Annotated in this window: 15 protein-coding genes and 1 tRNA gene; 10 read left to right on the top strand and 6 right to left on the bottom strand. The window is 65.2% G+C overall.

Going from position 1 to position 17086, the window contains the following annotated elements:
* The first annotated feature begins 143 nt into the window (after positions 1-143).
* From HK353_RS10185 to HK353_RS10150, 8 genes are all read left to right on the top strand, one after another.
* Positions 144-1139 carry a (Fe-S)-binding protein gene (locus HK353_RS10185; protein ID WP_217278394.1) on the top strand — a complete coding sequence of 332 codons (996 nt, stop codon included), beginning with the start codon at positions 144-146 and terminating at the stop codon, positions 1137-1139.
* Entirely contained in the window at positions 1136-2659 is a 1524-nt protein-coding gene (locus HK353_RS10175) for a lactate utilization protein B (protein WP_245395939.1), read from the top strand. The genes HK353_RS10185 and HK353_RS10175 overlap by 4 nt, the downstream gene beginning before the upstream one ends.
* Positions 2656-3378 (top strand): LutC/YkgG family protein, encoded by a 723-nt coding sequence (locus HK353_RS10170; RefSeq protein WP_173155818.1) that lies wholly within the window; start codon positions 2656-2658, stop codon positions 3376-3378. The genes HK353_RS10175 and HK353_RS10170 overlap by 4 nt, the downstream gene beginning before the upstream one ends.
* Before the next feature lie 91 nt (positions 3379-3469).
* A complete protein-coding gene (locus HK353_RS10165; protein WP_173155816.1) occupies positions 3470-4204 on the top strand; it encodes an LmeA family phospholipid-binding protein in 735 nt (244 codons plus the stop codon).
* A 77-nt stretch (positions 4205-4281) separates the two neighbouring features.
* Positions 4282-5778 (top strand): SulP family inorganic anion transporter, encoded by a 1497-nt coding sequence (locus HK353_RS10160; protein ID WP_173156037.1) that lies wholly within the window; start codon positions 4282-4284, stop codon positions 5776-5778.
* 52 nt (positions 5779-5830) lie between these two features.
* Complete coding sequence (locus tag HK353_RS17115) at positions 5831-5983, top strand: hypothetical protein (protein ID WP_245395938.1); 153 nt, start codon at positions 5831-5833, stop codon at positions 5981-5983.
* A gap of 142 nt (positions 5984-6125) precedes the next feature.
* Positions 6126-7475: a Na+/H+ antiporter NhaA gene (gene nhaA / locus HK353_RS10155; RefSeq protein ID WP_425350544.1), complete on the top strand. Its 1350-nt coding sequence runs from the start codon at positions 6126-6128 to the stop codon at positions 7473-7475.
* A 160-nt stretch (positions 7476-7635) separates the two neighbouring features.
* Complete coding sequence (locus tag HK353_RS10150) at positions 7636-7989, top strand: antitoxin (RefSeq protein WP_173155812.1); 354 nt, start codon at positions 7636-7638, stop codon at positions 7987-7989.
* Between the two features lie 127 nt (positions 7990-8116).
* On the opposite strand, the gene HK353_RS10145 is transcribed toward HK353_RS10150, so the two are convergent.
* Positions 8117-8788, bottom strand: coding sequence for a hypothetical protein (locus HK353_RS10145; protein ID WP_173155809.1), 672 nt, complete (start codon positions 8786-8788; stop codon positions 8117-8119).
* Positions 8789-8850: 62 nt separating this feature from the next.
* Positions 8851-9729: a hypothetical protein gene (locus tag HK353_RS10140; RefSeq protein ID WP_173155807.1), complete on the bottom strand. Its 879-nt coding sequence runs from the start codon at positions 9727-9729 to the stop codon at positions 8851-8853.
* A 248-nt stretch (positions 9730-9977) separates the two neighbouring features.
* On the opposite strand from HK353_RS10140, the gene HK353_RS10135 reads away from it, so the two are divergent.
* Together HK353_RS10135 and HK353_RS10130 are read left to right on the top strand one after the other, a co-directional pair.
* Positions 9978-11309: a glutaminase gene (locus tag HK353_RS10135; protein WP_173155805.1), complete on the top strand. Its 1332-nt coding sequence runs from the start codon at positions 9978-9980 to the stop codon at positions 11307-11309.
* A gap of 122 nt (positions 11310-11431) precedes the next feature.
* Complete coding sequence (locus HK353_RS10130; protein WP_173155802.1) at positions 11432-12247, top strand: SIP domain-containing protein; 816 nt, start codon at positions 11432-11434, stop codon at positions 12245-12247.
* A 139-nt stretch (positions 12248-12386) separates the two neighbouring features.
* Here HK353_RS10130 and HK353_RS10125 read toward each other — a convergent pair whose 3' ends face one another.
* The 4 genes from HK353_RS10125 to HK353_RS10110 all read right to left on the bottom strand — a co-directional run bounded on the left by HK353_RS10125 (position 12387) and on the right by HK353_RS10110 (position 16889).
* On the bottom strand, positions 12387-14591 hold the full coding sequence (locus tag HK353_RS10125; protein WP_173155800.1) for a choice-of-anchor I family protein: 2205 nt from the start codon (positions 14589-14591) through the stop codon (positions 12387-12389).
* 205 nt (positions 14592-14796) lie between these two features.
* Complete coding sequence (locus HK353_RS10120; protein ID WP_173155798.1) at positions 14797-15714, bottom strand: dihydrodipicolinate synthase family protein; 918 nt, start codon at positions 15712-15714, stop codon at positions 14797-14799.
* A gap of 108 nt (positions 15715-15822) precedes the next feature.
* A complete protein-coding gene (locus tag HK353_RS10115) occupies positions 15823-16668 on the bottom strand; it encodes a ribokinase (protein WP_173155796.1) in 846 nt (281 codons plus the stop codon).
* Between the two features lie 148 nt (positions 16669-16816).
* Positions 16817-16889, bottom strand: a tRNA-His gene (locus HK353_RS10110).
* Positions 16890-17086 lie beyond the last annotated feature (197 nt).

Here is a 17086-nt window from a genome sequence, read left to right as displayed (position 1 = left end):
CCGATCGCGCACCTTTGCCGCGTCAGGACCCGGTGCTACGGTCTGAGCATGAAGTGACACGGACCGCTTGCGACCGCGGCATCGTCTCGGCCGGAAGCCGATCCCGCCAACCGCATCAGCACAGCGTCCGGCTTGGAGGTCAGATGAGGATCGCACTGTTCGCCACCTGCATCGTCGATGCGATGTATCCCGAGGTTGCGCAGGCAACCGTGAGAATTCTGCGCCGACTCGGCCATGAGGTGATCTTCCCCGAAGGCCAGTCGTGCTGTGGGCAGATGCACATCAACTCCGGCAAGTTCGCGCAGGCCGAACCGGTCATCGCCAATCACGTCCGCGCCTTCACCAGCACCGAATGGGATGTCGCCGTCGCCCCGTCCGCTTCCTGCGTGGCCTCGCTCGGCCACCAGCAGCCGATGGTCGCCACACGAGTGGGCAACGATGCCCTGGCTTCCGAGGCCGCCGAGGTGGCCGGCCGCACGTATGAGCTCACCCAGTTCCTCACCGACGTCCAAGGCGTCACGGATGCCGCGGCCGATCTCGGGTCCTATTTCCCGCACCGTGTGACGTATCACCCGTCGTGCCACGGAATGCGGCTGCTGCGCCTCGGTGATCGGCAGTCCTCCCTCGTCCGGTCCGTCGAGGGCATCGAATTCGTCGAACTGCCTTTGGCCGATTCCTGCTGCGGGTTCGGCGGCACTTTCTCCGTGAAGAACCCGGAGGTGTCCTCGGCGATGCTCGCCGACAAGGTGCGCACGATCCAGGCGACCGAAGCCGATATCTGCACGGGCGGCGATGCCTCCTGTCTGCTGCACATCGGCGGTGGAATATCGCGGTTCGAACGGACCGGTGGCTTCGACGGCGCCCCGGATGTCACCGCCGTGCACGTCAAGGAGACGAGCTCGACCGATGAGCGGGGGCACGCGACCGAGACGCTGACGACGGTCGTCGGTGCCGACGATGATGACCACCTCACCCCAGGCCATCGGGGCACCTCTCCGTCCGAGCCGAGCCGCACCCAGTCCGGGTTCCGCGTCGGTCAAGCCGCGGTCCATCTGGCCCGGATCCTCGCGTCGACGAGGGAGGACCCGCTGCGGGTGCCGAGCGAAGGAGCAGAAGTGAGCGGAGGGAGCCTGCGATGACCTTTCTGGGAATGCCGCTGCTGCCGTCGAAGCGACGCAGCGATCTGCCCGGCGGGCAGGGCAACATCATCGAAGCCGAGGCCTTTCCCGAGGTCTCGCACGAACATCTGAGCAACCAGCAGCTGCGCAACAACATCGGCCACGCCACCTCGACGATCCGGTCCAAGCGCGCCGAGGTCGTCTCCGAGCTCGACGACTGGGAGGCCCTGCGCGACGCCGGTGAGGCCACGAAGAACGAAGTGATGGAGAACCTGCCCGAGTACCTCGCGCAGTTCGAAGAGGCATTCACCGCCGCCGGCGGCATCATCCACTGGGCCCGTGACGCGGATGAGGCCAATGCCATCGTCACCGAACTCGTCGAGGACAATGCGCCGGTGCTCGAGACCGGCCGCCGCGAGGTCATCAAGGTCAAGTCGATGGCCACCCAGGAGATCGGTCTCAACGAGCACCTCGAGCATGAGGGCATCGATGCGTTCGAGACGGATTTGGCCGAACTCATCGTCCAGCTCGGCGAGGACAAACCCAGCCACATCCTCGTTCCCGCCATCCACCGCAACCGGGATGAGATCCGTGAGATCTTCATGGACAAGATGCCCGACGCCGGGGAGCTGACGAACGAACCTGCCGTCCTCGCCGAGGCGGCCCGCCGACATCTGCGCCACAAATTCCTCACCACGAAGGTCGCGATCTCCGGAGCGAACTTCGGTATCGCGGAGACCGGCACCCTCGGAGTGGTCGAGTCCGAGGGCAACGGGCGCATGTGCCTGACCTTGCCGGAGACGCTCATCACCGTCATGGGCATCGAGAAGCTGCTGCCGAGGTTCGCCGATCTCGAGGTGTTCCTGCAGCTGCTGCCACGCTCGTCGACGGGTGAGCGGATGAACCCGTACACCTCGTTCTGGACGGGGAAGTCTGAGGGAGACGGTCCGCAGAACGTCCATCTCGTTCTCCTCGACAACGGACGCACCCGGGCCCTGGCCGATGAGCACGGACGTACGGCGCTCAACTGCATCCGCTGCTCGGCATGCATGAACGTCTGCCCCGTCTACGAACGCACCGGCGGCCACGCCTACGGCTCGACCTATCCGGGACCGATCGGAGCGATCCTGTCCCCGCTGCTCACGGGAGTCGAAGAGCAGGGCAACGGTTCGCTGCCGTACGCGTCGAGCCTGTGCGGCGCCTGCTACGACGTGTGCCCTGTGAAGATCAATATCCCGGACATCCTCGTCCATCTGCGGGGCGAAGATGTCAAAGCCAACCACTCCCCTGTGTCCTCCCAGCTCGACGCCGCCCTCACCGGCGCGTCGTGGATGATGGGCGACGGGAAGCGGATGTCCGCGGCGGAGAAGGGACTGCCTCTCGCGCACAAGGTCACCGGCGGTGAGCAGATCAACGCTCTGCCCGGAATCGCCGGCGCCTGGACCTCGAGCCGCGACATCCCGGCCCTGCCCGAGAAGAGCTTCCGACAGCTGTGGGCCGAAGAGGAAGCGAACGACCGCGACGAGGAGGGACAGCGATGACCGATACCGCCCGCGAGGAGATCCTCGCCCGCATCAGTGAGGCCCTCGGTCGCCGCGGCGGCGGGGAATACGTGTCGTCGTCTCCGCGCACAGCGGTACCGGGCACCGGCGGCACGGCAGATGCCGTATCCGGCGGGGTCGCCTCGGCGAAGCCTGCCGCCACGGCCGCCGACGCCGGATACCACCATGAGGGCACACACACTGGTGAGGACCTCGTCGAGCTGCTCATCGACCGCCTCGTCGACTACAAAGCCAACGTCCACCGCGCCGACGGCGACCCGAGCGCGACGATCGCCGAACTCATCGGCGCCCATTCCTCAGTCGTCGTCCCCCTCGGCCTCGACTCGTCCTGGCTGGCGGGGTACTCCGGTGAGGTGCGGGTCGATGCTCCGGGTGAGGAACTCAGCGTCGACGAACTCGACGCTCAGGGGGCGGTGGTGACCGCCTCGGCGGTGGCGATCGCGCAGACGGGCACCATCGTCCTCGACGGATCGTACGAGTGCGGACGGAGGGCGATCACGCTCGTGCCCGACCATCACGTGTGCATCGTCCGGACAGACGACATCGTCGACATCGTCCCTGAGGGAATCGCTCGGCTCGACGCGCACGCGCCGCTGACGTTCATCTCCGGGCCCTCGGCCACGAGCGACATCGAGCTCAGCCGGGTCGAAGGAGTGCACGGACCGCGCACCCTCGACGTCATCATCCTCAACGGATGAGCGCAGCGGGGACGTTCGACTCTGCCGAGCCGGCGAGCGCACTCGGCCCGGCGAATGCGAATGGACCGGCGGGTGCGGAACAATGGAGCCCATGACCACGGCGCAAACCTTTCAGTACCCGCGGCCGGATGACCAGCCTCGACGTCGCAGCCGGCGGACGACGTTCATCGTCTCCGCGGTCGTCATCGTCCTCACACTCATCATCGGCAGTGTCGCGGCCGACCGCATCGTCGACTACGCCACGGAGCAGCGCATCGCCGACGGGCTTGCCGACTACGGTGAAGCCGAGGTCTCTGTCGAAGGCTTCCCCATCCTCACGCAGCTGGCTTCTAAAGAACTGAACTCGGTGCATGTCACCGCCGATGAGGCCACCTATGAGGGCGTCGACTTCACCGATGTCGATGCGAAGCTCTATGACGTTCCCACCGGCGGGTCGAAGCCGATCGGCACCGTCGACGGCACTGCGGTCCTCCCCCACTCGACCCTCGACGAGCTCGCCGCCGAACATGCGAACCTGCCCGAGGGGATGTCGTTCACGACCGTCGACGGCGAACTCTTCCTCAAGGGGTCGATGCTCGGTCAGGATCTGCTTGTGGGAATCGACCCGAAGGCCGACGGCAGGCGGGCCGTCGTAGACGCGACGACGATCAAGCTGGGTTCGACGGAGTTCTCCCTCGATCGCCTGCCTGGATTCCTCACCTCGGAGATCTCCGATATCGTCATCGATCTCGACTTCCTGCCCGCCGGACTCGAACTCACCGACATCACCGTCACCGACTCGGGACTGCAGGTCCGCCTCCACGGTTCCGGCGTCAGCCTGCAGTAGCCCACGGGCTCCCGTGCGGCCGTGGTCGGGTCGGGCCGCCTCGGCGATCGGGTAATGTTCCGGTCGTGACGACTCCCATTCCCGCCGAAACGGCCGACGATTCCAGTCGCTACCGCCCTGATCCGACCGTCCTCACCGCACTGACCTCACCGAGGCTGCTCACCCGTGAGGTCCTCGCCGGACTCGTTGTGGGGCTCGCTCTCATTCCCGAGGCGATCGCGTTCTCGATCATCGCCGGGGTCGATCCGAAGGTCGGGCTGTTCTCCGCGTTCATCATGGCCACCTCGATCGCGTTCCTCGGCGGGCGCCCGGCCATGATCTCCGCGGCGACAGGAGCCGTCGCGCTCGTCATCGCCCCCGTTGCCCGCGAGCACGGGATGGACATGTTCATCGCCACCGTCATGCTCGCCGGTGTATTCCAGATCCTGCTGGCCGTGGCCGGAGTCGCAAAGCTCATCCGGTTCATCCCTCGCAGCGTCATGGTCGGGTTCGTCAACGCCCTATCGATCCTCGTCTTCGCAGCACAGGTCCCCCACGTCATCGGAGTGCCGTGGATGGTCTACCCGCTGCTGGCCATCGCCATCGTCGTGCTCGTGTTCATGCCGAAGCTGACGAAGATCGTGCCGGCTCCGCTGGTCACGATCGTGATCATCACCGGCATCGTCGTCGTGTTCGCCGTCGATGTCCCTACTGTCAGCGACCAGGGCGAGCTGCCGCGCAGTCTGCCCGAACTCTTCCTCCCGCATGTGCCGCTGACCTGGCAGACCTTCACAACGATCGCCCCCTACTCACTGGCCATGGCTCTGGTCGGGCTGATGGAGTCGCTCATGACGGCCAAGCTCGTCGACGAGATCACCGACACGCACTCGAATAAGACCCGTGAGTCCTGGGGTCAAGGGGCTGCGAACATGATCTCCGGACTCTTCGGCGGGATGGGCGGCTGCGCGATGATCGGGCAGACGATGATCAATGTCCGCGCCTCGGGGGCGAGGACTCGAATCTCGACGTTCATGGCCGGAGCGTTCCTGCTCATCTTCGTCGTCGTGCTCGGCGACATCGTCGGCATGATCCCGATGGTCGCACTCGCTGCCATCATGATGATGGTCTGCGTCGACACCTTCGACTGGCATTCCATCCGTCCCTCGACGCTTAAGATGCTGCCGAAGTCCGAGACTTTCGTCATGGTCGCCACCGTCGCGGTCGTCGTCGCCACCGGCAACCTCGCCATCGGCGTCGTCCTCGGAGTATTCGTGGCCAGCGTGCTCTTCGTTCGGAGGGTCGCCCACTTCGTCACCGTCGAGCGCACGGTCGCCGAGGCGGTCGCCCGCTATGTGGTCCGCGGCGAGCTCTTCTTCGCCTCCTCGAATGACCTCACTACTCAATTCCGATACACGCATGATCCCGATCAGGTCGTCATCGACATGACGGAATCGCATGTCTGGGATGCGTCTACAGTGGCCGCCCTCGATGCGATCGTGACGAAGTACGAGGCGCTGGGCACGAGCGTGGAGATCACCGGAATGAATGCGTGCACCGAGGCTCTGCATACTCGCCTCTCCGGCGGGCTGGGATAGCTGCCCTGTGAATTCAGGCAGCCGCGCGATCCGCTGAGGTAGACTGTCCGCAATGTCACAGTCAGCCCCGGATGCCGCTTTCCGCCCGAAAGTGTGGGTTCTTCCGCACTCGGGCACCAACGGCTACATCACTTCGTGGGGCGAAATGCAGTCGGGCACACAGCCGTTCACGCGCGGAGACCATCCGCTCCGACCCCTGGTGTGATTCTCCGACAGTTCTCATCTGCCGAGCCGACGACGTCCGCTCGAATCACGCACTTACGCTCAGCGTCGACGAACTGAGCACTGTCTGCACATCCACTCTTCGGGTCGAACTCTCTTCCACTTCTACCGCGAACGGGATCACTGTGACCACCACTTCTGCAATCGCTTCGCCATCCGCCTCACCGAACCCTCTGGGACAGCGCTTGTTCCAAGCACTCCGCAGCGACACCGTCGGCGGTGCGCTGCTCCTCATCGCCGCCGCTGCCGCTCTGATCTGGGCGAACTCACCGGCATCGGGCGGATACTTCACGCTCCGCGATATCGAGTTCGGTTACGAACCGTGGCATCTGCGGCTGAGCATCGGGCAATGGGCTGCCGACGGACTGCTCGCAGTCTTCTTCTTCCTCGTCGGCATCGAACTCAAGGCGGAATTCACCCGCGGTGACCTGCGTCGGTTCCGCACCGCCGTCGTCCCGATCACCGCGGCGGCCGGCGGCGTCCTCGTCCCCGCCCTCATCTGTGCGGCGTTTCTGCTCACCCGCCCGGAGCTCCTGCGCGGCTGGGCCATCCCCACCGCGACCGACATCGCCTTCGCCGTCGCCGTCCTTGCGATCGTCGGCTCCCACCTGCCGAAAGCGCTGCGCCTCTTCCTGCTGACCCTGGCCGCGGTCGACGACCTGCTGGCGATCGCGATCATCGCGATCTTCTATACCGAGTCCATCGCGGTTCTCCCCCTTGTCGCGGCGCTCGGAATCATCATCGTGTACGGGCTCATCGTGAGCCGTTTCCGTCGCTTCTTCGTCGACCGCACCTGGGCCGCGTGGGTCATCCTCCTCCCCCTCGGACTCACCGCCTGGGCGTTCATGCACGCCTCCGGCGTCCACGCGACCATCGCCGGGGTGCTGCTGGGCTTCACGATCCCCGCCGTCGTCGGTCGTGGTTCAAACCGCGCGATCGGCACCGACCACGGTGCCTCCAGCGACCTCAGTCCCTCTGCCGAGGGCCTGGACAGGTCCGGAAGCGACCTCGCCGAGGCGCTCGAACACCGCCTTCGACCGCTGTCGGCCGGTTTCGCCGTCCCGGTCTTCGCATTCTTCGCCGCCGGAGTCGATATCGGCGGAACCCACGGTCTGGCCTCGGCGTTCTCCCATCCCCTGACCTACGGAATCATGACGGGGCTGATCGTGGGCAAGCCTCTGGGCATCCTCGTCTCCACCTGGTTGGTCACCCGGTTCACCGGTGGGTTGAATCCCGGTCTGCGTTGGGCCGACCTCACCGGGATCGGGCTGCTTGCCGGCATCGGCTTCACCGTCTCGCTCCTCGTCGCAGAACTCAGCTTCACCGCAGGTTCGGTCGAACACGATGTGGCGAAGGTCGCCGTGCTCAGTGCCTCTCTGCTCTCGGCAGCACTCGCCGCGCTCATCCTCACTATGAGGAATGCCCACTATCGTCGACTGCTCCAGGCACGAAAGCAGTCCGCCTCAGGCGTATAAGGAAGACGGTCACGGGCGTGTGGTCCGTCGGTGACCGGCGAAACCGAAGCAGCCGATTGCCAGTTCCGTCACAGACAGCCCCACTAGGCTTCGAATCGTTCGTGTTCCTCCCCACGATCAGCATCGACAGTGCATTCGACCAACTGAGAAGGACCGTGCCATGGCATTCGACAAATTCCTCGACAAGGCCAAGAACCTCGCCAATGATCCCAAGGTCAAGGACAAGCTCAATTCTGACAAAGCTGAGAAGGTCACCGATTCGGTCCTCGACAAGGCCGCTGGTGTCGCTGACTCCCTGACCGGAGGCAAGCACTCTGACAAGATCAAGAAGGCCCGGGACGCCGCCGACAACGCCATCGGCAGTGACCGTGGTCAGACCGGTGAAGCGAATCGCGGCGACGAGCAGTCCGGCGGTGCGGGCCACAGCGATGACGTTCGGGGCAACGATGTCCGCGGAGATGATCGTGGCGACAACGGTCTCGACGGCGGCAACGGACCTGCCGGAAGCCGCTGATCGTCTGCGTCACCTGATCGAGCCCCCGCCGACTGCGGCAGGGGCTCGATCTCTGTTCGGCGGTCTTAAGCGGACGCAGCGGTCTGACCAGCAGGTTCAGATATGCGACGGTGCAGACAATCCGGCCTCAGGAATCGATGTCCGGGGCCTGCACACCCTTCGGGTCGGCGTCGATCGTGATCCGCACTGCGTCGATGACGGTGTGATCGCGCAGCAGCTCCTCACCCGGCACGGTCCAGGTATTCCCTTTCTTCTCTCCGCATGACTCGCCGCGCGGTGCGAAGACCTCACAGTCGACAGCGGTGATCGGTGCCGCGGACTCGATGACGAGGTCTCCGCGGTCCAGGGGACGGACGTATACGACGACGCCGTTGTCCTGGTCGCCGTTCACGTCTGCTGCCGGCACCGCTGCTCCGGCAACCTCGTAGTCGAGGACTCCTCGATGAGATCCTGCAGTGAGCCTGTCTGTGGAGAATCCGATATCGACGGCATGCAGCTCTGTCTCGATGGTCGCCTCGGCGGGATCCGAATCGATGGTTCCCTGCGGATTCGAATAGTGCGCCCGCAGGTACGGCGGCAGCAGAGACTCGGAGTCGGGCAAGCGGAAACCATCGTGGATGTCACCGCCGAATCCCCAAGCCGTCTCCAGCGCCAGGTCGAGTTTCGTATCCATCCGCACCGAGTAGCTGCCATCGGCGGCGATGCTGACCGTGTGCACCGCAGTCTTGTCCCGCAGCGGGTTCGGCGCTGCGTCTACTCCGCCGGGCGCTGCAACTGCGGTCGCGATCGTCGCAGTCATGGCGAGCGCAGCCATAATGGGCAACGTTCGGCGGCATCCGGGTCCTCGTCTCATCTCGCTCATCACTGCCTCTCTCTTGCAGGGGTCGGCGATGCCGTCATACCCGCAGGAGGGGCGAAGGCGATGACTTCTCGATTGCCGGTGTAGGATTTCCGCCAGACCACATGGGTTCCGTCTTCCGCCGTGTCGCCACTGTTGATCGCACCGCTGTCATCGACTCGCGAGAATGCCTCAGCGTCACATCCATCACCAAGATCGAAGTCGACGTTGTCGGCCGGACAATACACCGGCCCGTCGGTGTCGATGTCCAGACTGTGTGTCTTCACAGTGTGCTGACCATCGCCGATCGTCGGCAGGGGCAGTGCGAAGAATTCCACGCCGGCCACGGTGATGAACACCTCGTCGAGGACGTATTCGAGCTCGACGACATGGCGGCCTTCGCTCCACTGCACGACCTCTCCGTCGGAATCCTTCGGGTTGAACGTGAAGTGCACCTCCGGATGGTCGAAGCCCTTCCTCCCCGACTCTTCGACGTCGATGTCCAGCTTTCCGAGTGTCTTCGGCGATGCCTGAGTCGAGCCGTCGGCTGTGCTCAGCTCGACCGCGCTCAACGACGAGACCTTCGGCATCATCGCCAGCCTGGTGCCGGTCCGCGGATCTCTGCCCACGCCGACATCACTGATCCACAGACCGACCGGTTTTCCGCCTTCAGGCGGGGTCTCGAAGATCAGCCTTTGGCGGATCTGCACGGTGCCGTCTCTGTGCGGGTCCACCTCGGTGATGGTTTCCTGCGGGGTCAGCGCATGTTCGGGCAGGCTTTTGGTCTCTGGGTGTGGAGCCGAGTATCGCAGCACCAGCGCGGTCACGATCGCGCCGATGACGACGACGGCGACCGCGGTGGACGCGATGCCGATGAGGAGGAGCAGCCTGGGGCGGGTCATGACTCCACACTATGGCCAGGGCCCGTCACAGGAGCGGCACGTTCGGTGCCAGACCTGGAACAATCGCTGCGTACGCTGCTGCGGCTGTGCCGCCGATTGCGTCGTCGAAGTTCCGCCGCACCGGCCCCGTTCGGCCGAACCGGTGGCTCTGCTGCCGACGAACGGCAGCCGGCGGAGGAGTGTGTGAGAATGGCAGTCTGCGTCAAACTACGCTGTGCCCACCGACCACGACTGCAGCAGGAGGTGCCATGCGATCGCCTATCCCGGATTTCCTCGATGAGACGCTCGAACGATTCCGACCGGACCGGTCCGGGGAGAATGCGGACTACATCCCGGCCCTTGCCTCAGCGGATCCCGAGAAGCTCGCGATCTGCATCTCCACCCTCGACGGCGTCGAGTACACCTCCGGTGATGCCGACTTCGAATTCTCGATCCAGTCGATGTCGAAACCCTTCATCTACGGCCTCGCCCTCGAGCAGGAGGGCCTGGCCGGAGTCCTCGAGATGGTCGGCGTCGAACCCAGCGGTGAGAAGTTCAACGAACTCTCCCTGGACAAGAAGTCGGGCCGACCGCTCAACCCGATGATCAACGCCGGGGCGATGACAATCCACTCCATCCTCGGCGATCCCGGTGCAAGCTTGGCCGAACGCACGGAGATCGCGCGCGCCGGGCTCTCCCGCTTCGCCGGCCGTGAGCTCGCGATCGACGAATCGGTGGCCGACGGCGAATGGCGAGAGGCCTACCGCAACGTCGCCATCGCGAACATGCTCCGGTCCTACGACATCTTCTACGACGATCCCGACGAAGTGGTCCGCGGCTATATCGAACAGTGCGCGATCACCGTCACCGTCAAAGATCTCGCCATCATGGCCTCGACTCTGGCCGGCGGCGGCATCAACCCGCTGACCGGTGAACAGGTGCTCTCTCCCAGAGTCAACCGGCAGGTGCTCGCCGTCATGATGACCTGCGGCATGTACGACGCAGCCGGCGACTGGATGACCGAGATCGGTCTCCCCGCCAAGAGCGGAGTCTCCGGCGGTGTCTTCGGCGTCATGCCCGGTCAGGTCGGCATCGCCACGTTCTCTCCACGACTGGACAGGCACGGCACGAGCGTCCGCGGAGCGAAGATCTTCCGGGACCTCTCAGATCGGTTGAGCCTGCACATCATGGATGCTCCGGAACCGGCCCGCTCGATCATCCGCCGTGACCGTCGCTTCGTCGACTCGGAGGGCAAGATGGTCCGCATCTGCAGCCTGCAGGGACTCATCCAGTGGAGCGGTTCGGAGAACGTCCTGCGCACGATGGACGAACCCGGTTCCACCACGAACACCTTCGTCCTCGACCTGCGCCGCGTCAACGAGATCAACTCCGTCGCCCGGAGCATGCTCACCGGGGCCCTATCACGCATGAAGGACGATGGGATCCGCGTGGTCCTGCTCGACCCCGACGACTTGATGCAGTGCAAGGGACCGAACTCCGCGCTTCCGGGCGTGCAGATCCTCGATTCGCTCAAATCGGTCAAGGGACTCAAACGCATCCGCGACGACCGTCGCCGGGAGATGGCCGACCGCTCCACCTGACAGGGTTGCCAGCGGTGATGGTTTGATAAGGTGAGCCTTACTGAACCCCTGCGCCGAGACGGCTCCGCACTCAGGAGTCGACCGTGAGCTTCCAGGGGCACCCCGTTTGAGAAAGGCCGCCTGTGAAGACCGCACCCAACTCCCCCGAACGCACCGCACGACCCGTCCGCCGGCAGGCTGTTCTCACCGTCCTCGAGACGACCGAAGTCAGCCCGCACCTGGTGCGGATCCGCCTCGGCGGGGACACCTTCGACAACATCGATTCGAACGATGCGACCGACAAGTACGTCAAGCTCCTCTTCGCCGATCCGGCACATGAGCTCGTCCCACCCTACGATCTGACGACGCTGCGCGAGCAGTCCCCCGAGAAGCTGCCGAGTCGCCGCACCTACACGGTGCGCGAGATCGACCTGGACGAGAAGTGGCTGAGCATCGACTTCGTCACCCACGACGATGACGGCATCGCCGGTCCCTGGGCGAGGAACGCGAAACCGGGAGACACACTGGTCCTCTCCGGCGCGGGCGGAAAATACGCCCCCGCCGACGTCGACTGGCACCTGCTCATCGCCGACCATTCCGCGATACCCGCGGTGAGTTCGGCCATCGAGGCCATGCCCACCGAAGCCAACGGGGTCGTCCTGGCCTATGTCGCCGACGACGCCGATCGCGTTCTGCCCGAGACGCCGGAAGGCGTCGAGGTGAGATGGGTGGACTCGCACGACGAGCTCATTGCCGCTGTTGAGGGGCTCGAGTGGCGCGCGGGCACTCCGCAGGTCTTCGCTCACGGCGAGCGCGAGACGATCAAGGCGATCCGCAAGATCCTCAAGGACCGTGAAGTGCCGCGGGAGTCCCTGTCGATCTCAGCCTACTGGGCACGCGGCCGCGCCGAGGACCAATTCCAGGCTGAGAAGCGCGAGCCCATCGGCCAGATCGACTGATTTCCCTGCCTGGTCACAGCGACCGCTCGAGTTGCCGTCGACCGCTCGCGTCAGCGTCTGCGCCGCCGCTGACCGCTCGAGTTGCAGTCGACCGCTCACGTTATGGGGCGAGCGGTCGACGGTCTTGTGCGACTGGAGTTCAGTTGCGGCGGCGGGTGAGGAAGAAGGCCGCTGTGCCGATGGCGATGAGGCCGACAGCGATGCCGCCGAGGATGAGGTACTGACCGAGGTCGGCACCGGTGCGCGGCAGCGGGTCACCGTCGCTGGAAGCTTCGGAACCGTCTGCACTCGAGCCAGCGTTGGAGGCAGTGTCAGTGCTGGCGGTCGAGCCGGCTGCCGAGTTGCTTCTGGCGCCGGTTCCCGAATCGCTGTCCGACTCCGCCCCGTCAGCGGCCGCACCGCCAGCGGCCGAGTCCGCACTGTTGCCGGAATCTGATTCGCTGCCCGCGTCGGTCCGAGCGTTGTCGTTCGCACCGGCCTCGGAGTCGGACTCGCTGCCGGCTGCGTCGGCCTGAGCATCCTCGTTCGAGCTGTCGTCGGCGCCGGCGTCATGATCAGTGCCGGCGTTCTCATCGTCACCCGCACCATCGGCACCGGCATTCTCATCGTCGCCGTCGTCTCCACCGTTTGCGAGATCGGCCACCGAGTAGAGGCTCGTCGTTCCCGAGACCTCATTGCCGACGACGAGCGCAGCCTCACCCGTCGGCGACTCATCGGCGCCGAGGAAGGTGATGCCCTCAGGCCCGAGGTCTCCGGCGCTCGAGAGCAGCGCAGCAGGATCCGCGGCATCCTCGATCTCGTCCTCGACGGAGACCGAGAAGTCCCGATTGTTGAAGTAGGTCGCGAACTTCGGGGCGCTCGGGTCGCTGAGGTCGAAGGCGGCGATTCCGCCGATGCGTTCGAAGCCGACGAACGCGTAGGTCGTCTCCCCCACCTCGCCGATGGTCAGCGCCTCGGGCTCTGGGCCCTTGTCGTCGCTGCGTCCTTCGAGGTTCGACTCGGAATGGTTGGAGTTGAAGAACTCGGGCACCGCCTCGGCGGTCAGCTTCTCGAACTCGTCCCCGGAATCGGCGACGAGCTTCCCGTCGGTGGTCCACACGGAGAATGAGCGGGCGCCGAAAGCCACGAGCTCCCCATAGCAGTCGCCGGCGTCGTTCAGACCCAGGTCGGTGATGATGTTCAGCCGTCCGAGGTCCGCGTCGCCGAGTTTGTCAGCCAGCGGCGAGGTCTCGCACACCGGTGCGAGGCCGTCCTCGCCGAGGTCCTTGACCCGGGCCGCATCGACGAAGTCGCCCCACTCACGGGAGTCGCCTTCGTTCGCGGTCACGAGGTAATCGGTGCCGCCGGAGGTGAACGTCGAGATCGTATCGGGCATATAAGCACCCTTGAGCCCCTCGTATTCCGTGATGTTCACGGTCGGAGCATCCTCGGGATCCCGGTCCGACGCATCGAGTCCGTTGCCGGCCTGGCCATGATCTTTGAGACCCAACGGGAGGATCTCCTCGACAGACGCCGAGGCGATGTCGACGACCGCGATCGCGTTCGCCTCCTGCAGGGTCGCGTAGGCCTTGTCCCCAGCGACAGTGATGTACTCGGGTTCGAGATTGCGCGAGATCGGCAGGTCCTTTTCGGGTGTGGGCCCGAAGATCCGCACATCCTCGGGCAGGGTCTTCGCTCCGCCATCCTCGAACTCGTGGAAGTCCGCAGTGTGCACGTCCGAGTCCGACGGCGCGGCCACCTCGGCGGGAAGGTCGATGACGGACACCGACCCTTCGGGATCGGTCGAGAAATCATCGGCCGGTTCGCCCTCGTTCGCGACCAGGGCGTGGGCGCCGTCTGGGGTGACGGTGACCATGTCGGGCAGGGACCCGACGGGAACCTCGCCGAGGATGTCCGCCTCGGGGTCGTTCGCGTCGAAGAACATCGCGGTTCCCGGCTGCGTCTTGTCCTCGTCCTCGAGGGCGATGACGCCGAGGCCGTCCTCACGGATGGAGATCGAGTTCGCGACCCCGGTGCCGGTGATCTCGGAGACCTTCTGCGGGTTTGTCGGGTCTGAGGCGTCGATGACGTCGACTGTGGCCGCCTGCGCGTTGACGGTGAACACGGTATCGCCGTGGACGGCGGTGATCTCGGCGGCGGATTCGTCGAACTGTCCGGTCTCGTGGGAGCCGAGGAAGCCCATCTCGATCTGTGCGTCCGAGGCCGAGGAACTGATGGGATCGTCCACTTCCGCGGCGTGAGCGGGGCTCGTGCTCGGCACCGTGCCGCCGACGGTGAAACCGGTGGCCAACAGGAGGGCGGCCGTCGAGGCCGTGAGCGTCTTCGCGGACAGTGGGATCGTCATCGGTTCTCCGGGATCGATTGGGTGTCGCGGGCCGACTGAACCCGCAAACACCTATTCATAGGCACCCGGAATGGACCGGTTCCGAACCGCAGATGGACGGATGGTGAACACACTCAGCGGCTGCTTCAGTGAATGTCGACCGCTCACGTTATACAGTGCGCACTCGGCGTTGAGGCGAACGGTCGGTGACGTCGCCAGGGAAAACTCAGCCGAGATCGAGGTTGTCGGCCACCTCGGCGACCTTGCGCTTCGCTGCCGCATCGAGGTCACGCACCGGCAGAGGCAAGGTGTCTGCACCCACGAGCCCGAGATGTTCGGCGATGGCGGCGGTCACGCGCAGGCTTCCGCCGAATTCGGTGAACAGATCCCACAGCGGCTGCAGCTCGGCCGAGAGTTCGCGGGCGAGCTGCTCATTGCCGAGTTCCGCGGCCCGCGTGATCTCGAGCATCGGCTCGGGGAGGGTGCCGCCGACTGCCGTGTACCAAGCATCACAGCCGGCGATGAGGCCCTCGGCACCATGGGCATCGCCGGAGATGCCGATCGTCACCTCGCTGCCGATGGCCGCACGGATCTCGCCGATGCGCTCGTCCCATCCGGCGGGCGAGGCAGGTGCTCCGGGGATCTTGATCGAGGCCACACCGTCGAGCCCGGCCAGGCGCGAGTAGAGCTCGGTGGTGAACCTGAAGTGCGTGGTGCCCGGATTGTCGTAGACGACGACGGGCAGATCGGTGGACACGGTGACGCTGCGGAAGAGCTCGAACACCTCATCATCGGTCAGCGGCTGATAGCTCACCGGTGCCAGCAGCAGTCCCTGCGCTCCGGCAGCTTCGGCGGAGGCCACATTGTCCAGAACGTCTCTCGTCCGCAGCGCACCGACTCCGATGAAGACGGGGATGTCCAGGGCGGATTCGACGCTCAGCTGCGCCACCCGGGCGCGTTCGTCGGTGTCGAGATAAGCGTACGAACCGGTCGATCCGAGCGCCGTGATCGAGTCGACTCCGGCGCGGACGAGACGTTCGATGAGCCCGACGAAGGCATCCTCGTCGAGGGAATCATCTTTCAGCGGGGTCAGCGGAAAGGCACTCAGCCCAGTGAACAGAGACGGGTCGGGGGTGTTCGTCAATGATCCTCCTCGGGTGGACGTGGGCCACCGATGGCGCCAACCGCCGGCGGCGGCAACGAGACTCGTGTGGCAGCAGCGGACGGGCCCGCTTGCGTTCAGTCTGCCAGGTCAGTCGAGGCCCGACAGATAGGTCTCAAACCGATCGAATTCCGGTTGTGCCGAGGCGACTTCCACGGCCGCCGCGCCGACGGCGTTGGCCGCCTGCAGTGCGCGTTCCGGCTCGAGTCCGCTGGTCAGGCCGGTGGTGAGTGCCGCGCAGTAGGCGTCTCCGGCGCCGACGGTGCTCACGGGATGCGCGGGGACCGCCTCGGCGAAGGCGATCTGCTCACCTCCCTGCAGCAGTGCCGAACCCTTCGCCCCGTAGGTGACGGCCACGAGCTTCGCGGTCTGCAGCTGCGGCAGCTGGGAGTACTCGTATTCGTTGACGATGATGAGGTCGGCACGGTCGACTACCTCGGCGGGCAGCTGAAGAGCGGGAGCCGCATTGACGGCGAAGAAACCGGGCACATGGTTCGCGAGCTCGACGATGAGATCGAGGGAGACCTCGAGCTGGGTGAGCACGGCCTCGTCGGCCCGGAATTCGATACCGTCGAGGCTGACCTCGGCATTCGCTCCTTCGCAGACGGCGATCTGATTCTCACCGTGGGCGTCGACCATGATGAGCGCGGTCCCGGTCTCGGCAGTCGCCTCGGCGATGTCATCGGTATCGACCCCGGCGCCGCGGAGTGCCTCGAGCATTGCCTTGCCGTCGGAGTCTGGGCCAACCGCACCGATCATGCGGGTCCGCGCACCGAGGCGGGCGGCAGCGGCGGCCTGGTTCGCCCCCTTTCCGCCGGGAGAACGGGACAATCTGCCTCCTCCCACGGTTTCTCCGGCGGCGGGAAGTCGGGAAGTGGTAGCGGTGATATCGGCGTTGATGCTGCCGACGACCGTCAGGGAGCAGTCGATGGTCATGGCCCCATTATCGACGATCGAAAGAGGGCGGATCGACGACGATTGTCGGCGATCGGGGTCGGGCGGGTGTGGGCAAAACGTGGGCACACAGCGAACATGAGAGAAGCCCCGCGATCCGTCTGCACAGATCACGGGGCTCCCCGATCGGGGTGAGTAACGGGACTTGAACCCGCGACATCCGCGACCACAACGCGGCGCTCTACCAGCTGAGCTATACCCACCACATGCGCTGCACCTTCAGGCGCAGACAGCAAGATACATCTTAACCGCACCCGCCTGACCCGGGCAAACCAGAACCGCCGCTCGAGCCCGATGAGACGCAGATCTCATTACATACAACGATTCAGTAGCGATCTGTAACGGTTTCGGAAAACTGGTAGGAGCGACCCTCGACATTCATTAGTATTGATTCGGCCCT

Origin of the sequence: Brevibacterium permense (genome assembly GCF_013280495.1) — a bacterium.
GTDB lineage: Bacteria > Actinomycetota > Actinomycetes > Actinomycetales > Brevibacteriaceae > Brevibacterium > Brevibacterium permense.
Note: the sequence above shows the minus strand (reverse complement) of the source record. Positions and strands in the feature narration are given on the sequence as shown.